16 protein-coding genes are annotated in these 22,820 nt (G+C 74.5%); 8 read left to right on the top strand and 8 right to left on the bottom strand.

Annotated features, from left to right (window positions below; genetic code table 11):
- Positions 1 to 23: 23 nt before the first annotated feature.
- Genes AB0J76_RS27745 through AB0J76_RS27735 form a run of 3 tightly spaced genes read left to right on the top strand, consistent with a single transcriptional unit; the run spans position 24 to position 6,867 of the window.
- The gene (locus tag AB0J76_RS27745) at positions 24 to 1,175 is read left to right on the top strand and encodes an AAA family ATPase (protein ID WP_352323711.1); all 1,152 of its coding nucleotides are present in this window, start codon (positions 24 to 26) and stop codon (positions 1,173 to 1,175) included.
- The gene (locus AB0J76_RS27740) at positions 1,172 to 4,792 is read left to right on the top strand and encodes a DUF5682 family protein (RefSeq protein ID WP_352323710.1); all 3,621 of its coding nucleotides are present in this window, start codon (positions 1,172 to 1,174) and stop codon (positions 4,790 to 4,792) included. Before AB0J76_RS27745 ends, AB0J76_RS27740 begins: the two co-directional genes overlap by 4 nt.
- Positions 4,789 to 6,867 carry a hypothetical protein gene (locus AB0J76_RS27735; protein WP_352323709.1) on the top strand — a complete coding sequence of 693 codons (2,079 nt, stop codon included), beginning with the start codon at positions 4,789 to 4,791 and terminating at the stop codon, positions 6,865 to 6,867. Before AB0J76_RS27740 ends, AB0J76_RS27735 begins: the two co-directional genes overlap by 4 nt.
- 44 nt (positions 6,868 to 6,911) lie before the next feature.
- On the opposite strand, the gene AB0J76_RS27730 is transcribed toward AB0J76_RS27735, so the two are convergent.
- From AB0J76_RS27730 to AB0J76_RS27710, 5 genes are all read right to left on the bottom strand, one after another.
- Positions 6,912 to 9,119, bottom strand: coding sequence for an Hsp70 family protein (locus tag AB0J76_RS27730; protein WP_352323708.1), 2,208 nt, complete (start codon positions 9,117 to 9,119; stop codon positions 6,912 to 6,914).
- A complete protein-coding gene (locus tag AB0J76_RS27725; RefSeq protein ID WP_352323707.1) occupies positions 9,116 to 9,490 on the bottom strand; it encodes a hypothetical protein in 375 nt (124 codons plus the stop codon). Before AB0J76_RS27725 ends, AB0J76_RS27730 begins: the two co-directional genes overlap by 4 nt.
- 99 nt (positions 9,491 to 9,589) lie before the next feature.
- Positions 9,590 to 10,738 (bottom strand): UDP-galactopyranose mutase, encoded by a 1,149-nt coding sequence (glf, locus tag AB0J76_RS27720; RefSeq protein ID WP_352323706.1) that lies wholly within the window; start codon positions 10,736 to 10,738, stop codon positions 9,590 to 9,592.
- Complete coding sequence (locus AB0J76_RS27715; RefSeq protein ID WP_352323705.1) at positions 10,735 to 11,373, bottom strand: hypothetical protein; 639 nt, start codon at positions 11,371 to 11,373, stop codon at positions 10,735 to 10,737. Before AB0J76_RS27715 ends, glf begins: the two co-directional genes overlap by 4 nt.
- Positions 11,370 to 13,166 carry a carbamoyltransferase C-terminal domain-containing protein gene (locus AB0J76_RS27710; protein WP_352323704.1) on the bottom strand — a complete coding sequence of 599 codons (1,797 nt, stop codon included), beginning with the start codon at positions 13,164 to 13,166 and terminating at the stop codon, positions 11,370 to 11,372. The genes AB0J76_RS27715 and AB0J76_RS27710 overlap by 4 nt, the downstream gene beginning before the upstream one ends.
- A gap of 199 nt (positions 13,167 to 13,365) precedes the next feature.
- On the opposite strand from AB0J76_RS27710, the gene AB0J76_RS27705 reads away from it, so the two are divergent.
- From AB0J76_RS27705 to AB0J76_RS27685, 5 genes are read left to right on the top strand one after another with little or no spacing between them, the layout of a single operon-like run.
- A complete protein-coding gene (locus tag AB0J76_RS27705) occupies positions 13,366 to 14,307 on the top strand; it encodes a glycosyltransferase family 2 protein (RefSeq protein ID WP_352323702.1) in 942 nt (313 codons plus the stop codon).
- Complete coding sequence (locus AB0J76_RS27700) at positions 14,304 to 15,506, top strand: ATP-grasp domain-containing protein (protein ID WP_352323701.1); 1,203 nt, start codon at positions 14,304 to 14,306, stop codon at positions 15,504 to 15,506. The genes AB0J76_RS27705 and AB0J76_RS27700 overlap by 4 nt, the downstream gene beginning before the upstream one ends.
- On the top strand, positions 15,503 to 16,786 hold the full coding sequence (locus tag AB0J76_RS27695; RefSeq protein ID WP_352323700.1) for a hypothetical protein: 1,284 nt from the start codon (positions 15,503 to 15,505) through the stop codon (positions 16,784 to 16,786). The genes AB0J76_RS27700 and AB0J76_RS27695 overlap by 4 nt, the downstream gene beginning before the upstream one ends.
- A complete protein-coding gene (locus AB0J76_RS27690) occupies positions 16,783 to 17,994 on the top strand; it encodes a hypothetical protein (RefSeq protein WP_352323699.1) in 1,212 nt (403 codons plus the stop codon). The genes AB0J76_RS27695 and AB0J76_RS27690 overlap by 4 nt, the downstream gene beginning before the upstream one ends.
- The gene (locus AB0J76_RS27685) at positions 17,991 to 19,289 is read left to right on the top strand and encodes a hypothetical protein (protein WP_352323698.1); all 1,299 of its coding nucleotides are present in this window, start codon (positions 17,991 to 17,993) and stop codon (positions 19,287 to 19,289) included. Before AB0J76_RS27690 ends, AB0J76_RS27685 begins: the two co-directional genes overlap by 4 nt.
- 42 nt (positions 19,290 to 19,331) lie before the next feature.
- Here AB0J76_RS27685 and AB0J76_RS27680 read toward each other — a convergent pair whose 3' ends face one another.
- The 3 genes from AB0J76_RS27680 to AB0J76_RS27670 all read right to left on the bottom strand — a co-directional run bounded on the left by AB0J76_RS27680 (position 19,332) and on the right by AB0J76_RS27670 (position 22,801).
- Positions 19,332 to 19,814, bottom strand: a complete 483-nt coding sequence (locus AB0J76_RS27680) for a hypothetical protein (protein WP_352323697.1) — start codon at positions 19,812 to 19,814, stop codon at positions 19,332 to 19,334.
- Between the two features lie 495 nt (positions 19,815 to 20,309).
- Positions 20,310 to 21,374, bottom strand: coding sequence for an alkene reductase (locus tag AB0J76_RS27675; RefSeq protein ID WP_352323696.1), 1,065 nt, complete (start codon positions 21,372 to 21,374; stop codon positions 20,310 to 20,312).
- A gap of 29 nt (positions 21,375 to 21,403) precedes the next feature.
- Positions 21,404 to 22,801: an MFS transporter gene (locus tag AB0J76_RS27670; RefSeq protein ID WP_352323695.1), complete on the bottom strand. Its 1,398-nt coding sequence runs from the start codon at positions 22,799 to 22,801 to the stop codon at positions 21,404 to 21,406.
- Positions 22,802 to 22,820 lie beyond the last annotated feature (19 nt).

Below are 22,820 nucleotides of genomic sequence, written 5' to 3'. Positions count from 1 at the left end.
CCACACGAAGGACACGAAACCCCATGACCCTCACCGACGAGGCGACCCCCGCCACGCAGGTGGTCTCCGCCGAGCAGCGGTACGCCACCGAACTGGCCTTCCTCGCCGCCCACGACGACGGCCCGCGCCCGCCCGGCTGGCTGCTGACGCCGCGCGCCGTCGTGACCTTCATCTGCGGCAGCGGCGAGGAGACCCTCTCCCTGCCCGCCCGCGACGGCCTGCCGTCCAAGCTCAAGGTGGCGCCCAAGTTCGTCGGCGAACGCGCGCTGGTCGAGCGCTGCGTCGTGACGCTCGCCGGCGAGCGCGGCCTGCTGCTGGTCGGCGAGCCCGGCACGGCCAAGTCGATGTTGTCGGAGCTGCTGGCCGCGGCGGTCTGCGGCACCAGCGCGCTCACCGTCCAGGGCACCGCCGGCACCACCGAGGACGCCTTCCGCTACGGCTGGAACTACGCGCTGCTGCTGGCCCAGGGGCCGAGCCGGGGCGCGCTGGTGGACTCCCCGGTGCTGACCGCCATGCGGTCGGGGCGGGTGGCCAGGGTCGAGGAGATCACCCGCTGCCTGCCCGAGGTGCAGGACGCGCTGGTGTCCATCCTGTCCGACCGGCGGGTCAGCGTCCCCGAGCTGGCCGGCACCGACGACGCGCAGGTGGCCGCCGTCCCCGGGTTCACGGTGATCGCCACGGCCAACCTGCGCGACCGCGGCGTGTCGGAGATGTCGGCCGCGCTCAAGCGGCGCTTCAACTTCGAGACCGTCGATCCCATCTCCGACGCCGCGGCCGAGACGTCCCTGGTGCGGCGGCAGGCCACGGCGGTCGTCCAGCGCGCCGGCGCCGGGTTCGCCGTGGACGACGCGGTGCTGGAGGCGCTGGTCACGGTCTTCCGCGACCTGCGCACCGGACGGTCCGGCGAGGGCTGGGACGTCGAGCGGCCGGGCACCGTGATGTCCACCGCCGAGGCGGTGCAGGTGGCGGCCTCGCTCGGCGTCGCGGCCGCGTACCTGCCGGGCGGCGACGTCCTCGACCTGGTGCCTGGCCACCTGCTGGGCGTCGTGCGCAAGGACGACCCCGCCGACCACGGACGGCTGCTCGGCTACTGGGACGGGCCGGTGCGGCGGCGCGCCGAGGACGGCTCCGCCATGTGGCGCCGCCTCTGGGACCTGCGGGAGAACCTCCGTTGACACCCCACACGCGGGCCGACCTGACCGACCCGGCCGGCCCCTTCGACCCGGCGGCGTCTCTCGACCCGGCCGATCCGCGGGTGGTGGTGGCCGGGCTGGCCGCCGCGACCCGGCCGTACCTGGTGGGGGTGCGGCACCACAGCCCGGCCCTGGCCGTGGTGCTGCCCGAGTTGCTGGAGGCGGCCGACCCGGAGACGGTGTGCGTCGAGCTGCCCGCCGACTTCCAGCAGTGGCTGCCCCATCTGGCCGACCCGGCCACCGTCGCCCCGGTCGCCCTGGCCGGGAACGGCGCGGACGGGCTCGGTTTCTACCCGTTCGCCGACTTCTCCCCCGAGCTGGTGGCGATCCGGTGGGCGGTCAAGCGCGGCGTGGAGGTGCTGTGCTGCGACCTCCCGCTGTCGGACCCGAGCCGACAGGCCGCCGGACCAGCGCCCGAGCCCGGGCCAGTGCCCGGGCCCCAGGCTGAGGCCGACGGCGGGCCCCGCTTCGCCGACGCGCTGGCCGCTTCGGGCACCGGGCGGGCGGGTGACGACATGTGGGACCGGGCCGTCGAGGTCCTGGCGCCGGGCTGCGAGCCGGAGGCCGTCCGCCGGGCCGCGCTCGGCGTCGGCTGGGCGCTGCGGCGCGACGCGGCGGCGGGCGGCGGCGTCCCGGCCAGGGACCTGGCGCGGGAGGCGCACATGCGGCGCGTGGTGTCCGCCGCCGCGGCCGGTGGACGCCGGGTCGCCGCGGTCGTGGGCGCCTTCCACGCCCCCGCCCTGCTCACCACCGACGCTGGGTCTACGCCCGCCGGGTCTGCGCCCGCCGGGTCTGCGTCCGTCGGGGCGCAGGCCGTCACTTCGCTGGTGCCGTACGCCTTCGACCTGCTCGACTCCCGGTCCGGCTACCCGGCCGGGATCCGCGACCCGCGCTGGCAGCAGGCGGTGTTCGAGGCGGACGGCGTACCGGACCGGGTCAGAGACGGCGCCGCCCGCGCGATCACCGACCTGTGCAGGGAGCTGCGGGCCGCCGGGCACACGGCGGGCACCGGCGAGGCCGTCGAGACGCTGCGCCTGGCGTGCGACCTCGCCCGCCTGCGCGGCCTGCCCGCCCCCGGCCGCGGCGAGCTGCTGGAGGCGGTGACGACCGTCCTCGGCCAGGGCGAACCCCTGGGCCGCGGACGCGCGCTGGCCAAGGCGCTCGACACGGTGCTCGTCGGGACGGCCAGGGGCCGCACCGCCCCCGGCACCCCCCGCTCGGGGCTCGGCCCCGCCGTCGAGGAGGAGCTGGCCGCGCTCAGGCTGCCCTGCCCGGACGACCCCGAGCCGCGCGAGGTACGCCTCGACCCGCTCCGCTCCGACCTGGACGCGCGCCGGGAGGTGCTGCTGCGGCGGCTGCACGTGTGCGGCGTCGGCTACGGCGAGCCGATCCAGGTGGCGGGCACCGGCGACGCCACCGCGCTCACCACCAAGTGGCGCCTGTCCTGGACGCCCGCCGTCCCCGCGCTGCTCGACCTGGCCGGCGTCCGGGGCGTGACCGCGGCCCAGGCGGCGGCGGGCACGCTGCGCGAGACCTACCGCCGCGAGTCCGCGGACGGCGGGCCCACCTGCCGCACCATCCTCGACGGGCTGCGCGCCGCCGCCCGCTGCGACCTGCCGGACCTGGTCGGGCAGCGGCTGGCCGACGCCGCCGGCACGCTGCCCGCCACGGCCACCCTCCCCGAGCTGCTCGACGCCCTCGACCTGCTGGAGGCGCTGCGCCGCGAGCACCTTCCCGGCACCACGCCGGAGGGCCGCGAGCAGGCGGGCGAGCTGGCCGTCACGCTGCTGGAGGCCGCGGTCCGGTCGCTGCCCGGACTCGCCGGCAGCGACCGGCCCGAGGACGCGGTCGCGCTGGTCGCGCTCGCCACGCGGGCCGGGGACGAGCGGCTGGGCCTGCGGCTGGACGACGCGCTGGGCGCGCTCGCGCGTACCGGGGCGCCGCTCGTCCAGGGGGCCGCGCTGGCCGCCCGCGTGCTGCTCGACCTGGACGGCCCCGAGCTCCTGGGCGCGCGGGCGGCCGGCTGGATCGACACCGCCACCACCCCGGACGGCCGCCGCCGGCTCAGCCTCCTGCTGAGCGGCGTGCTCACGGCCGCCGGACCGCTGCTCCAGGCGGCGCCCGCCGCGCTCGGCCCGCTGATGGACCGGGTGGACGAGCTGGCGGACAAGGAGTTCCTCGACCGGCTGCCCGCCCTGCGCGGCGGGTTCGACACGCTCGCCCCGGCGGCGCGCGGCCGGCTGCTGGCGGCGGTGTCCGAACGGCTCGGGGACCGTCCGGACCTGACGCTGGACGCGCCGCCCGACCTGCTGGCCGCCTGGACCGCCGCCGACCTGGCCGGCCTGACGGCCCTGCGCACCCTCGGCCTCCTCACCCCGCACGACGACCCGGCCCCGCAGGAAGATCTGCCCTCACAAGCTGGTCCGGCCCCGTATGACGGTCCGGCGCCGTCGGTGTCCACGCGCCGGGCGGAGGGCGGGACGCGGATCGGCCCCGCCGACCGGTGGCGGCTGCTGCTCGGCCGGGAGCGCGAACGGCTGCCCGCCGGCGCCCGCCCGTACGCCCGCGCCCTGGACGAGCTCTACGGCGCCGGCCGCGGCGAGGGCGCCGACGACTTCGGGCAGCAGGGCGACACCGGAGGCCAGGGCGACCCGTTCCCCACGGCCCGCGAATGGGCCGAGGAGCTGGAGTCCCTGTTCGGCGGCGACGTGCGCGAGGAAGTGCTGGCCAGGGCCGCCGACGCCGGACGGCACGACGTGCTCGCCGAGCTGGACCCCGCCGCCGTGCGGCCGTCGGTCGAGCTGCTGACGTCCGTGCTGTCGCTGGCGGGCGGGCTGCCCGAGCAGCAGGTCGCCAAGCTCAGGCCGCTCGTCCGCCGCCTGGTCGCCGAGCTGACCCGTGAGCTGGCGACCCGGCTGAGACCCGCGCTGACCGGCCTGGCGAACCCGCGTCCGACCAGGAGGCCCGGCGGACGGCTCGACCTGCCGCGCACGCTGCGCGCCAACCTGGCCCACACCCGCCGTCTCGATGACGGGCGGCTCGTGGTGGTGCCGGAACGCCCGGTGTTCAGCACGCGGGCCAGGAAGGAGGCCGACTGGCGGCTGATCCTCGTGGTCGACGTGTCGGGCTCGATGGAGGCCTCGGTCGTGTGGTCCGCGCTGACGGCCGCCGTCCTCGCGGGCGTGCCGACGCTCTCGACGCACTTCCTGACGTTCTCCACCCAGGTGATCGACCTGACCGACCGGGTGGAGGACCCGCTGTCCCTGCTGCTCGAAGTGCGGGTCGGCGGCGGCACGCACATCGCCGCCGGGCTCGCGCACGCCCGGACGCTGGTCACCGTGCCGAGCCGTACGCTCGTGGTCGTCGTCAGCGACTTCGAGGAGGGCTACCCGGTGGGCGGCCTGCTCGCGGAGGTGCGCTCGCTGGCCGGGTCCGGCGTCCACCTGCTGGGCTGCGCGGCGCTCGACGACCAGGGCGTGCCCCGTTACTCGCTGCCCATCGCCCAGCAGCTCGTCGCGGCCGGCATGCCGGTCGCCGCGCTCAGCCCGCTCGCCCTCGCCCGCTGGGTGGGGGACCGCCTCCGGGGAGAAGTCCGGTGAACACCTCTGCAACGCTCCCGCCCGCCGCGCCGCACGTGGTGGCCGCCGCCGTCGACGGCCTGACCAGCAGGTTGCGCAAGAAGCTGGACGCGGCCGTCGACCAGTACGCCGCCCTCGACCGGGTGGCCGACGGCGCCGACGTGGTGGTCACGTGCGGCGAGGACGCGGTGGTCACACTGTCGCCGGGGCCGTCGGGGGTGATCGCGGAGGAGGGGCAGGCCCGCTGCTCCTGCCTCCTCGCCCCCCGCTGCCTCCACCGCGCCGCCCTCCTCACCGCCTGCCCCCTTGCCGACACCCTGCCCTTGGACGTCGAGACGGACACGCCCCCGTCACCTTCCGGGCAACCGGACCCGCCCTCCGCCGACGGACGTCCCGCCCAACCGGCCACAGAACCCACCCGACGCCCGGACACCGGCCAGGCGGGCACGGAGTCGGGACCTGATACAGGAGCCGGCCAGGCGGGTGCCGCGGCCGGGTCAGGGGCAGGGCAGGCGGGTGCCGGGTCCGGAGCGGGCTCGGTAGCCGGACACGCGGACGCCGGGTCAGGAGCGGGCTCGGGGGAGGTGGTCGTTCCGGCTGCGGTGGTGCCCGGGGCGGCGCAGGTGGCGGCGGCCGCGGGGTTGTGGCGGGCGGCGGCCGCCGTGCTGTCGGCGGGCGTGCCGGGTGCGGGTGCGGTGCCGCAGGCTGAGCTGCTCAGAGCCGCCCACACCGCCCGCGTGGCCGGGCTGCCCAGGGCCGAGGCCGCCACGCTGCGGGTGGTGCGCGGGCTGCGCGCCGCCCGTGCCCGGTACGACAGCCACCGTCTCGCCGACCTGGTCTCCGCCCTGCGGGAGCTGCTGCTCACCGTGGGCCGGCTGGCCGCGTCCGACCCCGACCCGGCGCTGGTCGGCACCGTACGGCGCGGCTACCGTCCGAACGGCGGCCTGAAGGTGTACGGCGTCTTCCGCGAGCCCGTGATCAGCAGCACCGGCTACGGCGGGGTGGTCACGCACCTCGTCACCGACGACGGACGCTGGTTCTCGGTGGCCGACGTCAAGCCCGGCGGCGCGGCCCGTGCCCGTGGCGCGGCGACCGCGACCGTCGCCATCGGGGCGGCCATGATGAGCCACGCGCAACTGGCCCGCGGCGGACTGCTGATCGCCGGGGCCACCGTCTCCCCGGACGGCCGCCTCGGCGCGGGCAAGGGCGTACGGGCCACCCCGGTCGCCGGCCTGGCCTGGACGGACGGGCCGCTCGGCGCGCTGTTCACCCGGCCGCTGTCCGAAGCGGTGGGGGACCGGCTGTCGGCGGGGGCGTGGAGCGAGGAGGAGTCGGCCGAGCAGGTACGGGAGCCGGTCGGCTGCGACCTGGTGATCGTCGGCGCGGCGGGCGACCACGTCCTGGCCCGCCACCTCCCACCCACCGGCCCGCCGCAACCGGCCGGCCTTGGGGGAGCGGCGGTCGGCGGGGAGGGGCCGGTGGTCCGGCTGGTTCCGGCGAACCGTCATCCCGACCTCGCGTACGTCGAGAACCTGCGGCGGCTCGCCTCCCGGCCCGGCCTGCGGGTGCGCGTGGTGGCCAGGGTCGAGCCAGGCCGGGCGGCGACGCTCGTCCCGCTCGCCGTGGGGCCGGTCGGTGGCGAGGAGGCGACGCTCAGGCTGCCCGCCGAGTGGGAGGGCCGGGCCGACCTCGGCTACGACCGCCTCCAGGGCTCGCACCTGCCGCCCGCCGACGCCTGCCCCCCGCCCGGCGAGGACGCGTTCGCCGAGGTGGACCCGCTGGACGGCGCGCCGCTCTGGCGGGTGCGCCGGCTGGTCGAGCTGGCCGTCTCCGGCGGACGCAGGGCGGTCGCCGAGTCCGCGCGCGGCGGCGACGCCCGCGGGCAGGCCGCGTCCCTGCGCCGCGCCGGGTTCCGCACGGCCGCCGACCTGGCGGTCGCGCTCGCCGACGAGGCCGACCGGCGTGACCGCGACGTGTTCGGCAGGCCGGCCGAGGCCGATCCGGACGGGTACGCACGGGCCTGGCTCGCGGCGGCCACCCACCTGGCCGCCACCGAACGCGCCCTCGTCCGCGCCTCCTGGCAGGCCGCCCCCTGACGAACCGGCGACCGGCCCGCTCCCTGAGGACGCGGGCCGGTCGGTCAGCCGGGGTGGCGGGTCACCGGGAGGGGGATGCCGGTCGCCGCCTCCCGGGCCGTGACGGTGAAGGTCAGGCCGGCGTCCACGCCGAACGTCACCTCGATCCGCGGCTCCCCGCGCCGGGCGGCGGGGATGCCGCCCACCATGTACGTCCCCAGCACCGCGTTGAGCGCGGCCGTGGCCTGCTCGCCCTCGTAGACCTCGACCCGCAGGGACGACTGGTCGTCGGCGGTCGTGGTGAACGTGACCGTCCGCTCGACCGGGACCGGGCTGTCGCGCTCGATGACCTTCCGCAGCGCACCGCCCTTGCCCCGCAGGCCGAGGGTCACCGGGGTCAGGTCGGCCTTGAGCACGCTCGCCTGCCGCGCCGCGCCGATGGAGGCGACCTCCTCGGGGCTCAGCCCCATGAGCGGGGGCACGCCGCCGGACAGCTCGGTGACCAGCGCCGTCACGGCGGGCATCCGGCTCGCACCTCCGGCCAGCACCACGTGCGCGAGGTCGGTCACCTTGAGGCCGGAGTCCTGGAGGGCGCCCCGGAACGGCCCCCGCAGCCGGGCGAGCAGGTCGGCGGTCAGGCTCTGGAACTCCCGCCGGGTCAGCGTCGTGTCCAGGTGGAGCGGGCCCTGCCGGCCCGAGGTGAGGTAGGGCAGGTTGACGTGCGCCTGCTGCGCGCCGGTCAGCTCGACCTTCACCCGCTCCGCGGCCTCATGCAGCCGCTGGAGCGCCGTCCTGTCGCCGGTCGGGTCGACGCCGTGGGTCTCCCTGAACCGTCTGGCCAGCTCGTCCACGATCCGCTGGTCCCAGTCGTCGCCGCCGAGCCGGGTGTCACCGTGGGTGGCCAGCACCTCGACGTAGCCGTCCCCGATGTGCAGCACGGACACGTCATAGGTGCGGCCGCCGAGGTCGAAGACCAGGATCGAGCGGTTCTCCGCCGCGTCGAACCCGTACGCCAGCGCCGCCGCGGTCGGCTCGTTGATCAGGCGCAGCACGTTGAGCCCGGCCAGCGTGCCGGCCTCGGTGACGGCCTGGCGCCGGGCGTCGTCGAAGTAGGCCGGGACGGTGATCACCGCGTCGGTGACCCGCTCGCCCAGGTACGCCTCGGCGTCCTGCTTCAGCCGGCCCAGCAGGAGCGCGCCGACCCGGGGCGCGGAGTATCGGTGGCCGTCGACGGCCGTCGACCAGTCGGTGCCCAGCTCCAGGACGATCGAGCGCACGGTCCGTTCCGCGTTGGTGACGGTCTGCCGCTTGGCGGCCTGTCCGATGACGACCTCGCCGTCCTTGGCGAAGGTCACCACGGACGGCGTGGCCCGCGCGCCCTCGGAGCCGGGGATGACGACCGGCTCGCCGCCCTCGACGACGGTGACGAAGGAGTTGGCCGCGCCGAAGCAGATGCCGACCGCCCGGCCCGTCCGGCGGGCGGCCCCGGCCAGGCGGATCCCCGGCGGCGGGGCGGGGGCGGCCCGGGGCGGCGTCCGGGGCGGCTCTCGTCTGTTCCGCACGAGGGGCAGCTCGTCCGCCGCGCCGGCCTGGCTGTACTCGGGCAGCGGGAGCCGCCGGTCGAGCAGCCGGTAGCGCAGCGCGCGGGTGACGTCACCGATGGACAGGTCGGCGGGTCCGGCGGGGACGCCGTCCTGGAGGATCTTGAGCAGCTCGCCGGTGAAGGCGGTGTGGCGCTCGCCGGGTGGCGCGAGCGACAGGGTGTCCCTGGCCGAGGAGGTCAGGACGTACGCGCTGGTCGTGTCGATCAGCCCGCGCAGGGCCGGCCCGCTCATCCCGTGGGCCATGCCGCTGTAGCAGCAGTCGAGCACGACCACGGCGCGGGGCGCGCGGCGCTCGCGGATGATCTCCCGGATGACCGAGAACCGCACGCCGCCGATCCGTAGCCGGTCGGGCCTGGTGGTGGCGATCGGCAGCAGCAGGTCGTTCTCGGTCTTCTCGCCGTGGCCGGAGTAGTAGATGAAGACGGTGTCGGCAGCCTCGGTCGCCGCGTCGTGGATGAGGTCGAGGACGTGGTCGGAGCTGGCCGGGTCGATGAGCTGCGCGCAGTGGTCGCTCCGCAGGCCCCACGAGCGGGGGCCGGTGAGCACCTCGGCCAGGTCCGTGACGTTGGCCCGCACCGCAGGCAGGGCCGGCCACATGACCTGGTCGGTGTACGTCGTCGTGCCGACGAGGACGGCCCGGCAGCGGGCCGGGTCGGGCCAGGGGCTCATGGGGCGGGAGGCTCCAGCATCTCGGCCAGCCGCCGGGCCACCTCCATCACCTTCGCCGGGTCCTTGGCCGCCTCCACGCTCAACTCCAGCGTGCGCTCGCCATGGCTGACCTTGACCGTGAAGCTGTGGCGCCGCGTCCTGAGCCACCCGGCCAGCGCCTGGACGATCGAGACGCCCAGCCCGCCGGACGCGGCCGAGACCGCCAGCATGAGGGCGTCGGCGGCGCCGTTCATCGCCCCGGGCTCGGGCGGGCCGGGCAGCGGCCGGATCTCCATGCCCCGGAAGGCGCTGTCGCCGCGGAGCTGGCGCTCCAGGGAGGAGAGGGCGGGGGCGGTCGGCGTCTCGCCGTCGAGGCGCACGATTACCTGCATGCCAGAAGTGTGGCCCGCCCTCCCGGTCCGGCACAACCGTCCAGCCGAACCGTCCAGCCCTACCGTCCGGCCGCTGGTCCGCCTGAGCCTGGGGACGGCCTACTCGGGGACGTGGGCGGCGAAGCGGGGGCGCAGGCGGTTCTCGTACAGGGTCAGGGCGGCGGCGATGGCCATGTGCATGTCGAGGTACTGGTAGGTGCCCAGGCGCCCGCCGAACCAGACGTCCCGCTCGCCCTTGGCCAGGTCGCGGTACCGGCGCAGCCGGGCACGGTCCTGCGGCGTGTTGATCGGGTAGTACGGCTCGTCGGCCCGGCCGGCGAAGCGCGAGTACTCCCGCATGATCACGGTGGCGTCGGACGGGTACCAGGTGCGTTCGGGATGCAGGTGGCGGAACTCGTGGACGCGCGTCCACGGCAGGTCCTCGTCGGCGTAGTTGATCACCGACGTGCCCTGGAAGTCGCCGGTGGGCAGCACGTACGTCTCGAAGTCGAGCGTCCGCCAGCCCAGCTCGCCCTCGGCGTGGCCGAAGTAGCGGTCCAGCGGTCCGGTGTAGACGACGGGCACCGCACCGGCCAGGCTCTCCCGCAGGTCGAAGAAGTCGGCGCCGAGCCGGATCTCGATGTTGGGATGGTCGGCCATGCGTTCCAGCCAGGCGGCGTACCCGTCGGTGGGCAGGCCCTGGTAGAGGTCGTCGAAGTAGCGCCCGTCGAAGGTGTAGCGCACCGGCAGCCGGCCGATGATCTCGGCGGGCAGCTCGGCCGGGGCCGTCTGCCACTGCTTGGCGGTGTAGCCCCGGATGAACGCCTCGTACAGCGGCCGGCCGATCAGCGAGATCGCCTTCTCCTCCAGGTTGCCGGCGCTGGTCACCTCGGCGGCCTGCCGGGCGACCAGGTCGCGGGCCTCGTCCGGGCTGAGGTGGCGGCCGAAGAAGGCGCAGATCGTGCCCAGGTTGATGGGCATCGGGTAGACCTGGCCCTTGTGCACCGAATAGACCCGGTGTTCGTACGGCGTGAACGACGTGAACCTCTGGGCGTACTCCCACACGCGCGCGTTGGACGTGTGGAACAGGTGCGACCCGTACCGGTGGACCTCGATGCCGGTCTGCGGCTCGCGCTCGCTGTAGGAGTTGCCGCCGACGTGGTCCCTGCGCTCCAGCACCAGCACGCGCATCCCCAGCTCGGACGCGCACCGCTCGGCCACGGTCAGCCCGAACAGGCCGGAGCCGACGACGACTAAGTCGGCGTTCATGCGGCTGCGGGGACGAGCCGGTCCAGCCACCGCCGCACGGGCAGCGCCAGCACGACCCCGGCCAGGACGAGGTGGACGAGAAGGAAGATCACTGCCACGGCGACGCTCGGCGGCCCGCCGACGAACACCGCGATGTGCGAGGCCCACGTCAGCGTGCCGGGCCGGCCCTGCGGCCAGTCGCCGAGCAGCCACATCGACAGGTCGTTCAGCCCGGAGATCACGACCAGGACGCTGGCGAGCCCGACCTTCAGCACGCGGTCGGAGCGCGCCCCGCCCAGCCGGTAGGCGAACAGCACGGCCAGCACGGTGAAGGAGTTCATGAAGAGCATGAACTGGTAGAGCTCGGGGAAGGCGGCCTTCTGGTCGGCGGACTCGGCGTAGGAGAAGATGTGCAGCACGTTGACCGTGTCGAGCACGCCCATGTAGCCGACGACCAGCGCGCACATCAGCGCCATGCCCAGCCCCGGCCGCCGGGGGAACCCGGCCACGGCCAGCACCGCGAACACCAGCGGGCTGACCTTCCACAGCGCTTCGAGCGGGTTGTCCAGAGTGCGGTCGGGCGGCAGGATCACCATGATCAGGGTGGCCGCCGCGGCGCCCAGAACGGCGGGCGCCAGCCACAACCAACGCCTCAACGAACGTCCTTCTCGGTGAAGAACGGTCCCAGGGCCAGGGCGTCCATGTCGGTCTTGAGGTAGCAGCGCACGGCGTCCTCGGGGGTGCAGACGATGGGCTCCTCGTTGTCGTTGAACGAGGTGTTGACCACCATGGGCACGCCGGTCAGCTCCGCGAAGCGGGAGATCATCGCGTGGTAGCGCGGGTTGTCGGCCGCCGAGACCGTCTGGACGCGGGCGGTGCCGTCCTCGTGAGTGATCGCCGGCACCTTGTCCCGCTGGTGCTCCAGCACGTCGAACACGAGCAGCATGACGGGCGAGGGGTAGCCGCTGGCGAAGTACTCGCCGGCGTGCTCGGCCAGGCAGGAGGGCGCGAAGGGGCGGAACGGCTCGCGGTGCTTGACCTTCTCGTTCAGCCGGTCCTTGGCGTCGGCGCGGCGCGGGTCGGCCAGGATCGAGCGGTTGCCGAGCGCGCGCGGCCCGCACTCCATGCGGCCCTGGAACCAGCCGACGATCTTGCCGTCGGCCAGCGCCCGCGCCGTCGTGTCGTTGATGTCGTCGGTGCGCCGGTAGTCGAGGCCGGCGTCCTGGAGCGCCCGCTCCATCTCCTCCTCGCCGAACTGCGGGCCGAGGAAGATGTACTCCTCGTCGCGCGGGCGGCGCATGCCGTACTTCTCCACGCCCAGCAGCAGCGCCGCGCCCAGGGCCGAGCCGTCGTCGGCGGCGGCGGGCTGGGCGAAGAAGTCCTCGAACGGCGTCTCCAGCAGGATGCGGCCGTTCATGACGCTGTTCAGCGCGACGCCGCCGGCGGTGACCAGGCGGGTCTGCCCGGTCTTGGCCTGCAGCCAGCGCGCCACGTGCAGGCCGGTGCGCTCCAGCGTGGCCTGCAGCGCGTACGCGACGTCAGCGTAGTGCTGGTTGGGAACGGCGCGCTCGCGCGGCCTGGCCGGGCCGAAGCGCTCCAGGAACTTGGCCGACATCTGGTGCTTGCCGGTGGCGTGGTGCCGGAACCAGCTCAGGTCCAGCTCGAAGTGGCCGTCGGGGCCCAGGCGGACCAGGTCGGCGAAGTCGTCCACGTAGCGGTCGGTGCCGTACGCGGCCAGGCCCATGACCTTGCCCTCGTCCCGGGTGGGGTTGAAGCCGAGGTAGCCGGTGACGCCGGCGTACATGGCGCCCAGCGAGTGCGGGAACTTGACGCGGCGGATGTCGTGGATCCGGCCGCCCTTGCCCAGCCCGAGGTAGGTGGAGGTGCCGTCGCTGCCGATGCCGTCCCAGGTGATGATCGCCGACTCCTGGTACGGCGAGATGAAGAAGGCGCTGGCGGCGTGGGCGCGGTGGTGGTCCATCAGGTGGACCTTGAACTTCGTCCGGCCCCGGAAGTTCTGCGACTCGCGCAGGATCTTCTCCAGCGTGAACCCGCGCCGCAGGTGCAGCAGCAGCGCGCCGCCGACGTTGTAGTCGTCCGGGTGGGCCTGGCCCTTCTGGTCGGACAGCGTCTCCAGCAGGCCGCTGGCCTTGTCGCCGTAGTCGCCGGCGTCGTTGCGGAAGACGGCCAGCGTGTGGGGCAGGTGCCGGGCGAAGTGGCCGAGCGCGTGCAACGTCTCGCGGGGCGCCTGCCAGTAGTAGGCGACGTGGTCGACGTCGGCCAGCGTGATGCCGGCCTCCTCCAGGCAGTAGCGCACGGCCTGCGCGGGAAACCGGCCGTCGTGCTTGACCCTGGTGAACCGCTCCTCCTCGGCGAAGGCCACGATCTTCCCGTCGGCCACCAGGGCCGCCGCCGAGTCGTGGACCTGGCTGATGCCGAGCACATACATGAATGCCCCCTGACAATGCGCATGACCCAGCGGCCCCGCGTCGGAGATCTTCCTAACAAACCGTCCGGAAAGAAATCAATACCTAGCTTTTGTCTGACGCGTATGGATATATTCCGCAACCGGGGTCGTAGCCGGGTGGGAATGCCCGGGCCCTGTCACAGGGTGAACCGGGGTTGATACACGTGGTGAAGACCGTTCCATGAATGAGCATCCGCTTCCGGTTCCGCCGGACGGCCTGGCACTCACCGTGGTCGTTCCGTGCCTGAACGAGGCCGACAACATCCCTGACACCTATCGCGAAATCGCTGACGCGCTCGGTGACCAGGCCGAACTCGAAATACTCTTCGTCGACGACGGCAGTACCGACGACACGCTCGCGCGCATTCGCACGATCGCCGAGAGTGACAATCGTGTGTCTTTCATATCGTTGTCCAAGAATTTCGGTGTGGAGGCCGCCTTCTCGGCCGGTTATCGGTACGCCCGGAACCCCTGGGTGCTGCACCTGGACGCCGACCTGCAGTTCCCGCCCACCGAGGCCAAGCGCCTGATCGAGCGGGCGGCCGACGGGTACGACGCGGTGTTCGGCATCCGGGTGGACCGCAAGGACCCCTGGCCGCGGCGGACCGCGTCGATCGTGCACGACTGGCTGGCGCGGCGGCTGCTGGGCATCGAGATCCCGCCGCGCGCCACGACGTTCCGCCTGGTCCGCACGGAGATCGCGCGCCGGATCGTGGACCTGCGGCTCGGCACGCCGTACTTCCTGGCCACGCTGCCGCGCCTGACGCGCGCCTGGACGACCGTGCCGACCGCGCACCGGCCGCGGGTGCACGGCTCGTCCAAGGTGACCGTGCGCGGGCTGGCCAGGCACTCGCTGGACCTGTTCTTCGGCTTCTCCTCGCGGCCCATCTCGGCCGCGGTGTGGGCGGGCCTGATCGGCCTGCCCGTGGCGCTGCTGGCCGGGATCACCGGCAGCGCGCTGCTGTTCGGGCTGGCGCTGGCCGCCGCCCTGTTCGGGCTGGCCATGATGGCCCGCACGCTTCTGCACATCTCTCGCGGTCAGGCCCGTCCGCCGCTGTTCCTCGTACGGGAGGCCAACGTGCCGGTCGATTCCGCTGACCTGCTCGCCGGGAGGCTCACGTGACCGGCGCCCGCCGCACCATCGCGGTCCTCGGCGGCGCGGACGGCGCCATCAGCACCATCCGCGCCGCGGCCCGCCTCGGCGTGCGCACGATCTGCGTGGACATGCGGGCCGACGCCCCCGGCGTCGCGCACGCCGACGAGTTCCTCGACCTCAGCACCCGCGACGTGCCGCGGGTCGCGCGGGCCCTGGCCGAGCGCGACGACCTGGCCGGCGTGGTCTCCCCGGCCAGCGACGTCAACCTGCCCTCGCAGCTCGCCCTGGCCGCCCGGCTGGGCCTGCCGTGCGGGCTGTCGGAGGGCGCGGTGCGCGGCTCGGTCGACAAGGGCTGGTTCCGCGCGATGTGCGCCCGGCTCGGCCTGCCCGGCCCCCGCCACGTGAGCGGCACCGCCGAGGAGGTGCTGCGCGACGCCCCTGACCTGGGCTTCCCGCTCATGGTCAAGCCGGTGGACTCCTCCGGCAGCCGCGGCGTGTCGCTGTGCCGCGCGCCGGACGAGCTGCCCGAGGCCGTGCGGCTGGCCAGGGAGTGGTCGCTGTCCGGCCGCGTCGTGGCCGAGGAGTTCCTGGAGGGCGCCCACTACACGGCCGAGGCGTTCGTGATCGGCGGCAAGGTGGCGCTGATCGGCCTGGCCGAACGCGAGCTGACCCCGCCGCCGCTGTTCATCACCGTCCAGCACACCATGCCGGGCCCCGGCCACGTCACCGACGCCGTGCGCCCGATGCTCGACGCGATCTGCGCAGAGACCGGGCTGCGCGAAGGGCCGCTCAGCGCCGACGTGCTGGTCACCGGGACGGGCGAGGTCGTGCTCGTCGAGATGGGCGCCCGCCTGGGCGGCAACGGCCTGGCCGAGCTGCTGGGCCTGGTCCACGGCGTGGACGTGGTCGAGCAGTACGTGTTGTCGGCCATGGGCGAGACGCCGTCCCTGACCCCGGCGGCGACCCGGTACGGCGCGGTCCGCGTGCTCAACGCGGAACGCGACGGGAAGCTGGTCCGGGTGGACGGCGAGGAGCAGGTCAGGGCGCTGCCCGGCGTCGTCGACCTGGTGCTGGCCGCCGCCCCCGGCGACCACGTGGAGCGCTATACGCGGGCGGGCGCCAAGCTCGGCTACCTGACCGCCGCCGCCTCCGGCCGGGACGCCCTGGCCGGCGTGCTGGCCGAGGCCGCCGGGCTGCTCCGCTTCGAGATCGGGGACGGCCTGTGAGCCATGGACTGGGCGTCGCCGTGCGGGAGGTGCGGCACGTCGTGGACGCCTTCCGCGCCATCCGCCGCCCGCGCGCCGAGACCGACCGGCTCACCCTCGACGGCCTGCGCGACCTGCTGGCCTTCGCCCGCGCGCACGTGCCGCACTACGCCGACCCGCGCTACGACGTGCCCCTGCACAGCCTGGCCGACCTGGCGAAGCTGCCGATCCTGGACAAGGCCACCGTGCTGGACGGCGATCTGTCCCGCTTCCACACGCCCGGCCTGAGCACCAAGGACTACCGGCTGGACCGGACGAGCGGGACCACGGGCCGCGTCCTGGAGGTGCGGCACGACGTGGCCGCCTACGGCTACCACGGCGCGACCATCTTCCGCCGCTTCCTGCTGTCGGGTTACCGGCCGTGGTGGCGGATCGCGCACATCAAGCCGTTCCCCCGCCCGCTGCGCTGGTTCCAGCGGCTCGGCCTGTTCCCGCGCACGGTCATCGGCGCCGGGCAGGGCGACGCGAAGATCCTGGCCGACGTGCTGAAGGTGCGCCCGCACCTGATCATGGGCTACCCGGTGGTGCTGCGCGGGCTGCTGCGCGCCGCCTCACCCGCCGAGGTGGCCCGGCTGCGGCGCACGCTGCGCATGGTCATGACCGACTCCGAACTGCTCACCGACGAGGTGCGCGAGCTGCTGCAGAACGGCTTCGGCGTCCCGGTGTTCGACGAGTACTCGGCCTACGAGGTGCTGACCGTCTCCACCCAGTGCGACCGGGGCGCGATGCACGTGGACGAGGACCGCGTCCGTCTGGAGATCGTGGACGACGACGGCGGGCCCGTGCCCGACGGCCAGGACGGCGCGGTCGTGGTGACCCACTTCAGGGAACGGGCGATGCCGCTGATCCGCTACCGCCTGGGCGACCGCGGCATGATCGTGCCGGGGGAGTGCGGCTGCGGCAACCGGTTCATGCGCATGCGGGTGACCGGCGGCCGGTCCGACGACTACATCACCTTCCCCGGCGGCCACCGCGTCTACACGGCCACGTTCCTGTCGCTGGCCATGTGGACACCGGGCGTGGCCGAGAGCATGGTCCGCCAGGACGCCGAGGGCAACGTCACCGTGCACCTGGTCCCCGAGGCGGGCCGGGACTTCGACGAGGTGGCCGCGGCCTACCGGGACGGGCTGGCCAAGCAGGTGGGCGGCCCGGTAGAGGTGCGCTTCGAGCAGGCCGAACGGGTCACGCTCACCCCCGGCGGCAAGGGCAGGTTCGTCGAGTCGGCACAGGCCGGCCCGTGACCGTGAGCCTGCGCCGCAGGCCGCCGCCACGCCTCGTGGCGGTGACGGCGGCCCTGTTCGCCGGGCGCGGCGCGTTCCGCGCCGCCCTGTGGACCGCCAACCTGGTGCTGCTCGGCCTCTGGGGCGCCGAGGAGTTCGCCCTGTACGCCACCGCCAACGGCGTGTCCGGCTGGCTGCTGGCGCTGACGTCCAGCGGCATCGAGAAGGCCGCGCTCGCGCTGGTGCCGCGGCGCGGCGGCCAGACGCTGCGGCCGCTGTTCATGCTGCTGGCGGCCACGCCGTTCGCGGTGGCCGTGCCCGTGTGGCTGGCCCTGGCGGCGGCCGACCCCGGCGGCGCGCCCGCCCGGTACGCGGCCGCCGCCGCCTACGCCTGCGGGCTGGGCTGCTGCGCGGTGATGGCGGCGCTGAACCGGCTGCGCGGGCGGGCGCAGGCCGACGTGTTCGCCTACCTGACGCTCGCCGTCGCGCAGGCGTCCGGCGTGGGGCTGGTGGCCCTGACCGGGATGCGGGCCAACGCGCTGCTGGCCCTGCACGTCGGCGTGCTGGCCGTGCTGAACGCCGTGCTGGCGGCCGGGCTGATCCGCGGGCGCGCCGGCAGGGCGGACAAGGGCTCCTACCGGCCGGCCGTACGCGCGGCGGCGCTGCTCAGCGTCGGCGAGGTGACCGCCGTCGCGGCCACCTCGGTGACGTTCGCGTACTTCGCGCACCTGGACGACGCGCAGCAGACCAGCGTCTTCTACGTGTGGTCGGTGGCGCTGTCGGTGGTCGTGATGGGCGTGTCGTACCTGCTGCGCATCCTCCAGCCGCGGGTGGCGGTCTGGATCGAGGGCACGGGCGAGGCCGGCGCCCGCCGGATGGCGCGGCGCATCCTCGCGCCCGCCGTGCCGGCCGGCGCCCTGGCGGTGGTCGTGCTCGGGGTGGTGCTGGCGGGCGGTCAGCGGGGCATGGCGGCGACCGGCGCGGCGCTGCTGGCCGAGGCGGCGCTGACGGTGGCCGTGCTGCCCGCGTTCCTGCTGGTGGAGAACACCGACGACCGGGGACGGCGGCTGGCCGCGGTGGCCGCGTGCCTGCAGTTCGCGGTGGTCGCCGCCGCCGGCTGGTTCCTGGTGCCCGCCGCGGCGGCGTTCGGCGCGCTGCTGGCGTACTGCGCGGGCGAGGTGGTCAAGGGCGGCGTCATGCTGGCCACGCTGAAGAAGGAGACCTCATGAAGGGCTTGCCCAGCACGATCCCGGTGGTGCCGGTGCTGCGGAACCTGTACCTGGCTCGCTCGCGGGACCGCATGGACCCGGCCCGGCTCCAGGTCGTGCAGGACCGGCTGCTGACGGGGCTCGTCCGCCACGCGCACGCCAACGTGCCGTACTACCGCCGCGTGTTCCCGGCCGACGCCGTGGCGGCGCTGTCCACCGCCGCCGACCTGGCCGCGCTGCCGATGCTGAACCGGACGACGCTGCGGGACCTGCCGCCCGCCGAGCTGATGGCCACCGGGTTCACCCCCGACAACACCCGCGAGGCGCCCACCAGCGGGTCGTCCGGCGTGCCCATCCGCCCCTTCTACTCCGAGGGCGACCTCGGCTACCTGCGCGCCACCTACCTCCAGGACCTGCTGGCCTCGGGCCTGCGCCCCTGGGACCGGATCGGCTACTTCCGGGTGGGCGGGTTCCGGCCGCACCGGCTGCAGCGGCTCGGCCTGGCCCGTACGGTCCACGTCAACACCAGCCGGAGCCTGGACGAGCAGGTCGAGGCGTTCCTGCGCGGACGGCCGACGTTCCTGTGGGGCTTCCCCGGCTGCATCGTCACCCTCGTGGACGAGCTGCGCCGCAGGAAGATCGCCTACCGTGGCGTGCACACCGTCATCTTCGCCGGCGAGACGCTCACCCCCGAGGCCCGCGAGCACGTGCTGAGCTACTTCGGGGCGCGCGGCCACGAGGTGTACGCCTCGGTGGAGGCGTACACGATCGGCCGCACCTGCCCCGAGGGCGCGATGCACCTGCGCTCGGCCGACGTGGTGGTGGAGGTGCTGCACGACGACGGCAGCGTGTCGCTGGCCGACGGCGAGGGCGAGGTCCTGGTGACCCGGCTGCACGCCGAGGCGATGCCGCTGATCCGCTACCGGCTGGGCGACCGCGTGCTCATCGAGCCGGACGACTGCCCGTGCCGCGCCTTCCACACCCCGATCATCCGCCGGATCCAGGGACGGACCGAGGACCGCGTCGTGGCCGCCGACGGGCGTACCGTGCACGCCAACTTCCTCACCAACCCGGTCGTGATGCCGACGGCGGGCGTGCGCGGCGTGCAGGTGCTCCAGTACCGGCCGGGCGCGGTGGAGATCCTGCTGGTGCCCTCGCCGTCGGCGCCCGCCGACCTGGCGGGGCGGGTCCGCGACGCCGTGGCCGCCGTCGCCACGGACTTCGAGGTGACCGCGCGCACGGTGGACAGCATCACCCCGGAGCCCAACGGCAAGGTGCGGATGGTCAAGATCATGCACAACACCCCCACCTCCTGACGCCCGCCGCGGCCCGGCCGTTCGCCGCCGGTCTGCCCGCCGTCAGCTCGGGCCGAGCCATTCGCGCAGGTCAGGGAGGTGGCCGAGCTCGGACTCGACGCGCCGCCTGTCCTCGAGGGTGAGCTCGGTGCCGCGCAGCTCGGCCAGCCACGGCTCGGCGGGCTCGCCGAGCGCCGCGGCCAGGCCCGTCAGCTTCTTGGAGCCGCCGTACTCCAGCTCGGCCGGCTCGTCCCGCTGGATGAACATGATCGAGTTCCCGGACGGGTCCGTCAGCGTGAACGCCACGGCGTCGACCAGGACCAGGCACGCCCCGGTCGCCTCCCGGGCGGGGTCGAAGTCCTTCGGCGCGTGGCCGAAATGCAGGTCGAATCCGCTCCAGCGCATCGCCAGATAGACGTAGGGCCGGGTCTGCCGGTGGGTGACGGTGAACCCGAGCGCCTCGAAGAACTCCAGGGTCTGCTCGGGGGAAGGGCAGGGCAGGACCGGAACCGTCGTCTCGTTGGGACGGATCGCGGGCTCGCTCATGGATTCCGCCTCTCGCGTCATCCGACGATGCCGGCATCTCCGGCGGCCTCTCGCATATGGATCGTTCCATGAGGATTCCACGGCCCCGTTCGCTGAATTCCGGGACGCGATCAATCAGACAATGCGCTTTTCCCGATCTCTTCGAATAGCGGGCGGAAGGCGGCGAATTTCCGGCGATCCGCCCGCGCTGAATTCGCCGGGGAATTGTTTTCCACTGAATCGCGCACGGGACGAAGAATGCAGGGGAAAAGAGCGCCGATCACGTTTCGGTGACTCCGGCGGGTGGAGGCGCGCATCGGGGCTGGTGGCGTCCTGTTCGCGCGGGTCCCGGCCAATCGCAGCCGAGGTGAGGGGCGCGGGCCTTCCTTGACAGCGCCTCCGACGGGCTGCTCCGCCAGGAGGCCGCTTTAGCGGCCGGCCGAAATTCCGGCCGGCCGCATCCTCGAAGATCGAAAAGGTGGTCGCCTGATCGGGGCCGCGCCCGCGACCGTCCGGTCAGGCGGGCAGGGCCGGGTAGTCGGTGTAGCCCGCGGCGTCGCCGCCGTAGAAGGTGGCCGGGTCCGGGGCGTTGAGCGGCGCGCCGGTCGCCAGCCGTCGGGGCAGATCGGGGTTGGCGAGGAAGAGCCGGCCGAAGGCGATCAGGTCCGCGGTGCCGTCCTCGATCAGCGCGAGGTCCTCCGGGCCGGTCGGGCGGTCGCCGGTGTGCGGGTTCAGGACGAGCGGGCCGGGGAAGAGCCGCCGCAGGGCGCGCGTCAGCTCCCGGTCGGCGGCCTCCATGACGTGCAGGTACGCCAGCCCCAGCCCGGACGTCCGGCCCAGCAGCTCCTCGTAGACCGGCCGCGGGTCGGGCTCGTGCATGTCGTTGTCCGGCCTCCCGGGGGAGATCCGCAACGCGGTGCGGTCGCCGCCGATCGCGCCGGCCACGGCGGAGACGACCGCCACGGCGAACCGGGCGCGCCCGGCCGCCGAGCCGCCCCAGCCGTCGGTGCGCCGGTTGCTGCCGGGGGCGAGGAACTGGTGGATCAGGTAGCCGTTGGCGCCGTGCAGCTCCACGCCGTCGAAACCGGCCTCGACGGCGTTGCGGGCGGCGTTCGCGAAGTCGGCGACGGTCCGCTCGATCTCGGGCTCCGTCAGCTCGCGCGGGGTGACGAACTCCTTGACGCCGTCGGGGGTGAACAGCTGCCCGCGCGCGGCCACCGGCGACGGCGCGACCGGGACCGCCCCCTCGGGCAGCAGCACCGGATGGCCGATCCGGCCGGTGTGCAGGAGCTGGGCGAAGATCTTCCCGCCCGCGGCGTGCACCGCGCCGGTGACCTCGCGCCAGGCGGCGACCTGCGCGGCGCTGTGCAGGCCGGGCGTGAAGGGGTAGCCCTGGCCGATCACCGACGGCTGGACGCCCTCCGTGACGATCAGCCCGGCGGAGGCGCGCTGGGCGTAGTACTGCGCCGTCAGGCTCGTCACCAGCCCGCCGCGGGCGCGGCTGCGGGTCATCGGGGCCATGACGACCCGGTTGGCCAGTTTCGTGCCGCCCACGGCGATCGGTTCGAAGGCGATGGACATGAAGGACTCCTTGCTGGAAGGGGGTTGGGTCAGGCGCGGCGCGGCAGCAGGAAGCCGCCCGCCGCGAGGGCCAGGCCGAGCCCGGCCGCGATGAGGAAGACCAGGCCGTAGCCGTCGGCGAGGGCTTCGGGAGAACCGGCGGCGCCGGCGGCCGTCGCGAGCACCGCCAGGCCGATCGACGAGCCCACCTGGCTGGTGGTGTTGGCCAGGCCCCCGACGACGCCCGCCGCGCCTTCGGGCGCCTCGGCGGTCGCCGCGGCCATCAGGGTGGGGAAGGTGAGCCCGATGCCGGCCGCGACGAGCAGTGTGGGCCCGAGGACGCCGGCGAGATAGCCGCTGCCGGCCTGCGCCAGGGACAGCCAGCCGAACCCGGCCACGAAGAGCGCGCCCCCGCCGAGCACCAGCGCACGCGCCCCGGCCCGCGGCAGCAGGGCCGCGGTTCCCCGGGCGACCAGCATGAACGTCACCGCCGCCGGCGTCTGCCCGAGCCCCGCCGACAGCGCGCTGAAGCCCAGGACGTTCTGCAGGAACAACGACGTGAAGTACCACATCGCGATGGTGATCCCGCCGAACAGCAGCAGCATGCCGTTCCCGACGGCCACCCCCCGGATCCGGAGCAGCCGCAGGGGCAGCATGGGCCGCCCGGCGAAGCGCGCCTCGACCACGACGAAGACGGCGAGCAGCAGCAGGCCGGCGAGCACGGGCACGAGCACCCGTCCGGACGACCAGGCGTGGTCGGCGCTCTGCATGACCCCGTAGACCAGCGCCGCCAGGCCGGCGGTGCCGGTGACCGCGCCGGCCAGGTCGAGCGGCTCACGCCGCGCGCCGCGCACGGTGACCAGCGCCGCGAGGGCCACGGCGATCAGCAGCGCGCCGACCGGCACGTTGATCAGGAAGACCCAGCGCCACGACAGGCCGGTGGTGATGGCGCCGCCGGCCACCGCGCCGATCATCCCGCCGACGCCGCCCGCTGCCGACCAGGCGCCGAACGCCCTGGCACGCGGGCCGGGCTCGGTGAAGGACGTGTTGATCACGGCCAGCGTGGCGGGGGCCATCAGGGCGGCTCCGGCGCCCTGTGCCACGCGCGCCGCGACCAGGACCTCCGCCGCGGTGGCCAGGCCGGCGGCCAGGCTGGCGGCGGAGAACAGCACCAGCCCGGCGACCAGCGTCCGGCGCGGGCCGAACAGGTCGGCGGCCCGGCCGCCCAGCAGCATGAAGCCGGCGAAGGCGAGCAGGTAGCCGTTCACCACCCAGGAGAGCCCGGTGGGGGTGAAGCCGAGCTCCGCGCGGATCGCGGGGAGGGCGACGTTCACGATGGAGGCGTCCAGGATGACCATGAACTGGCCGGCGCAGGCCAGCGCCAGGATCAGCCAGGACGGGATGGTTCGTGGGGTGGCCCGCCGGGTGGCGGCGCCGATGCTCGTCATGAGTTCTTCCGTTCTCGGC

Source organism: Nonomuraea sp. NPDC049624 (genome assembly GCF_040675255.1).
Classification (GTDB): Bacteria; Actinomycetota; Actinomycetes; order Streptosporangiales; family Streptosporangiaceae; genus Nonomuraea.
Note: the sequence above shows the minus strand (reverse complement) of the source record. Positions and strands in the feature narration are given on the sequence as shown.

Coding starts and splice junctions, on each gene's coding strand:
- AB0J76_RS27745 (WP_352323711.1), top strand. CDS start 24: ATGACCCTCACCGACGAGGCGACCCCCGCCACGCAGGTGGTCTCCGCC.
- AB0J76_RS27730 (WP_352323708.1), bottom strand. CDS start 9,119: ATGAGCCCCTGGCCCGACCCGGCCCGCTGCCGGGCCGTCCTCGTCGGC.
- AB0J76_RS27725 (WP_352323707.1), bottom strand. CDS start 9,490: ATGCAGGTAATCGTGCGCCTCGACGGCGAGACGCCGACCGCCCCCGCC.
- glf (WP_352323706.1), bottom strand. CDS start 10,738: ATGAACGCCGACTTAGTCGTCGTCGGCTCCGGCCTGTTCGGGCTGACC.
- AB0J76_RS27710 (WP_352323704.1), bottom strand. CDS start 13,166: ATGTATGTGCTCGGCATCAGCCAGGTCCACGACTCGGCGGCGGCCCTG.
- AB0J76_RS27705 (WP_352323702.1), top strand. CDS start 13,366: ATGAATGAGCATCCGCTTCCGGTTCCGCCGGACGGCCTGGCACTCACC.
- AB0J76_RS27685 (WP_352323698.1), top strand. CDS start 17,991: ATGAAGGGCTTGCCCAGCACGATCCCGGTGGTGCCGGTGCTGCGGAAC.
- AB0J76_RS27680 (WP_352323697.1), bottom strand. CDS start 19,814: ATGAGCGAGCCCGCGATCCGTCCCAACGAGACGACGGTTCCGGTCCTG.
- AB0J76_RS27675 (WP_352323696.1), bottom strand. CDS start 21,374: ATGTCCATCGCCTTCGAACCGATCGCCGTGGGCGGCACGAAACTGGCC.
- AB0J76_RS27670 (WP_352323695.1), bottom strand. CDS start 22,801: ATGACGAGCATCGGCGCCGCCACCCGGCGGGCCACCCCACGAACCATC.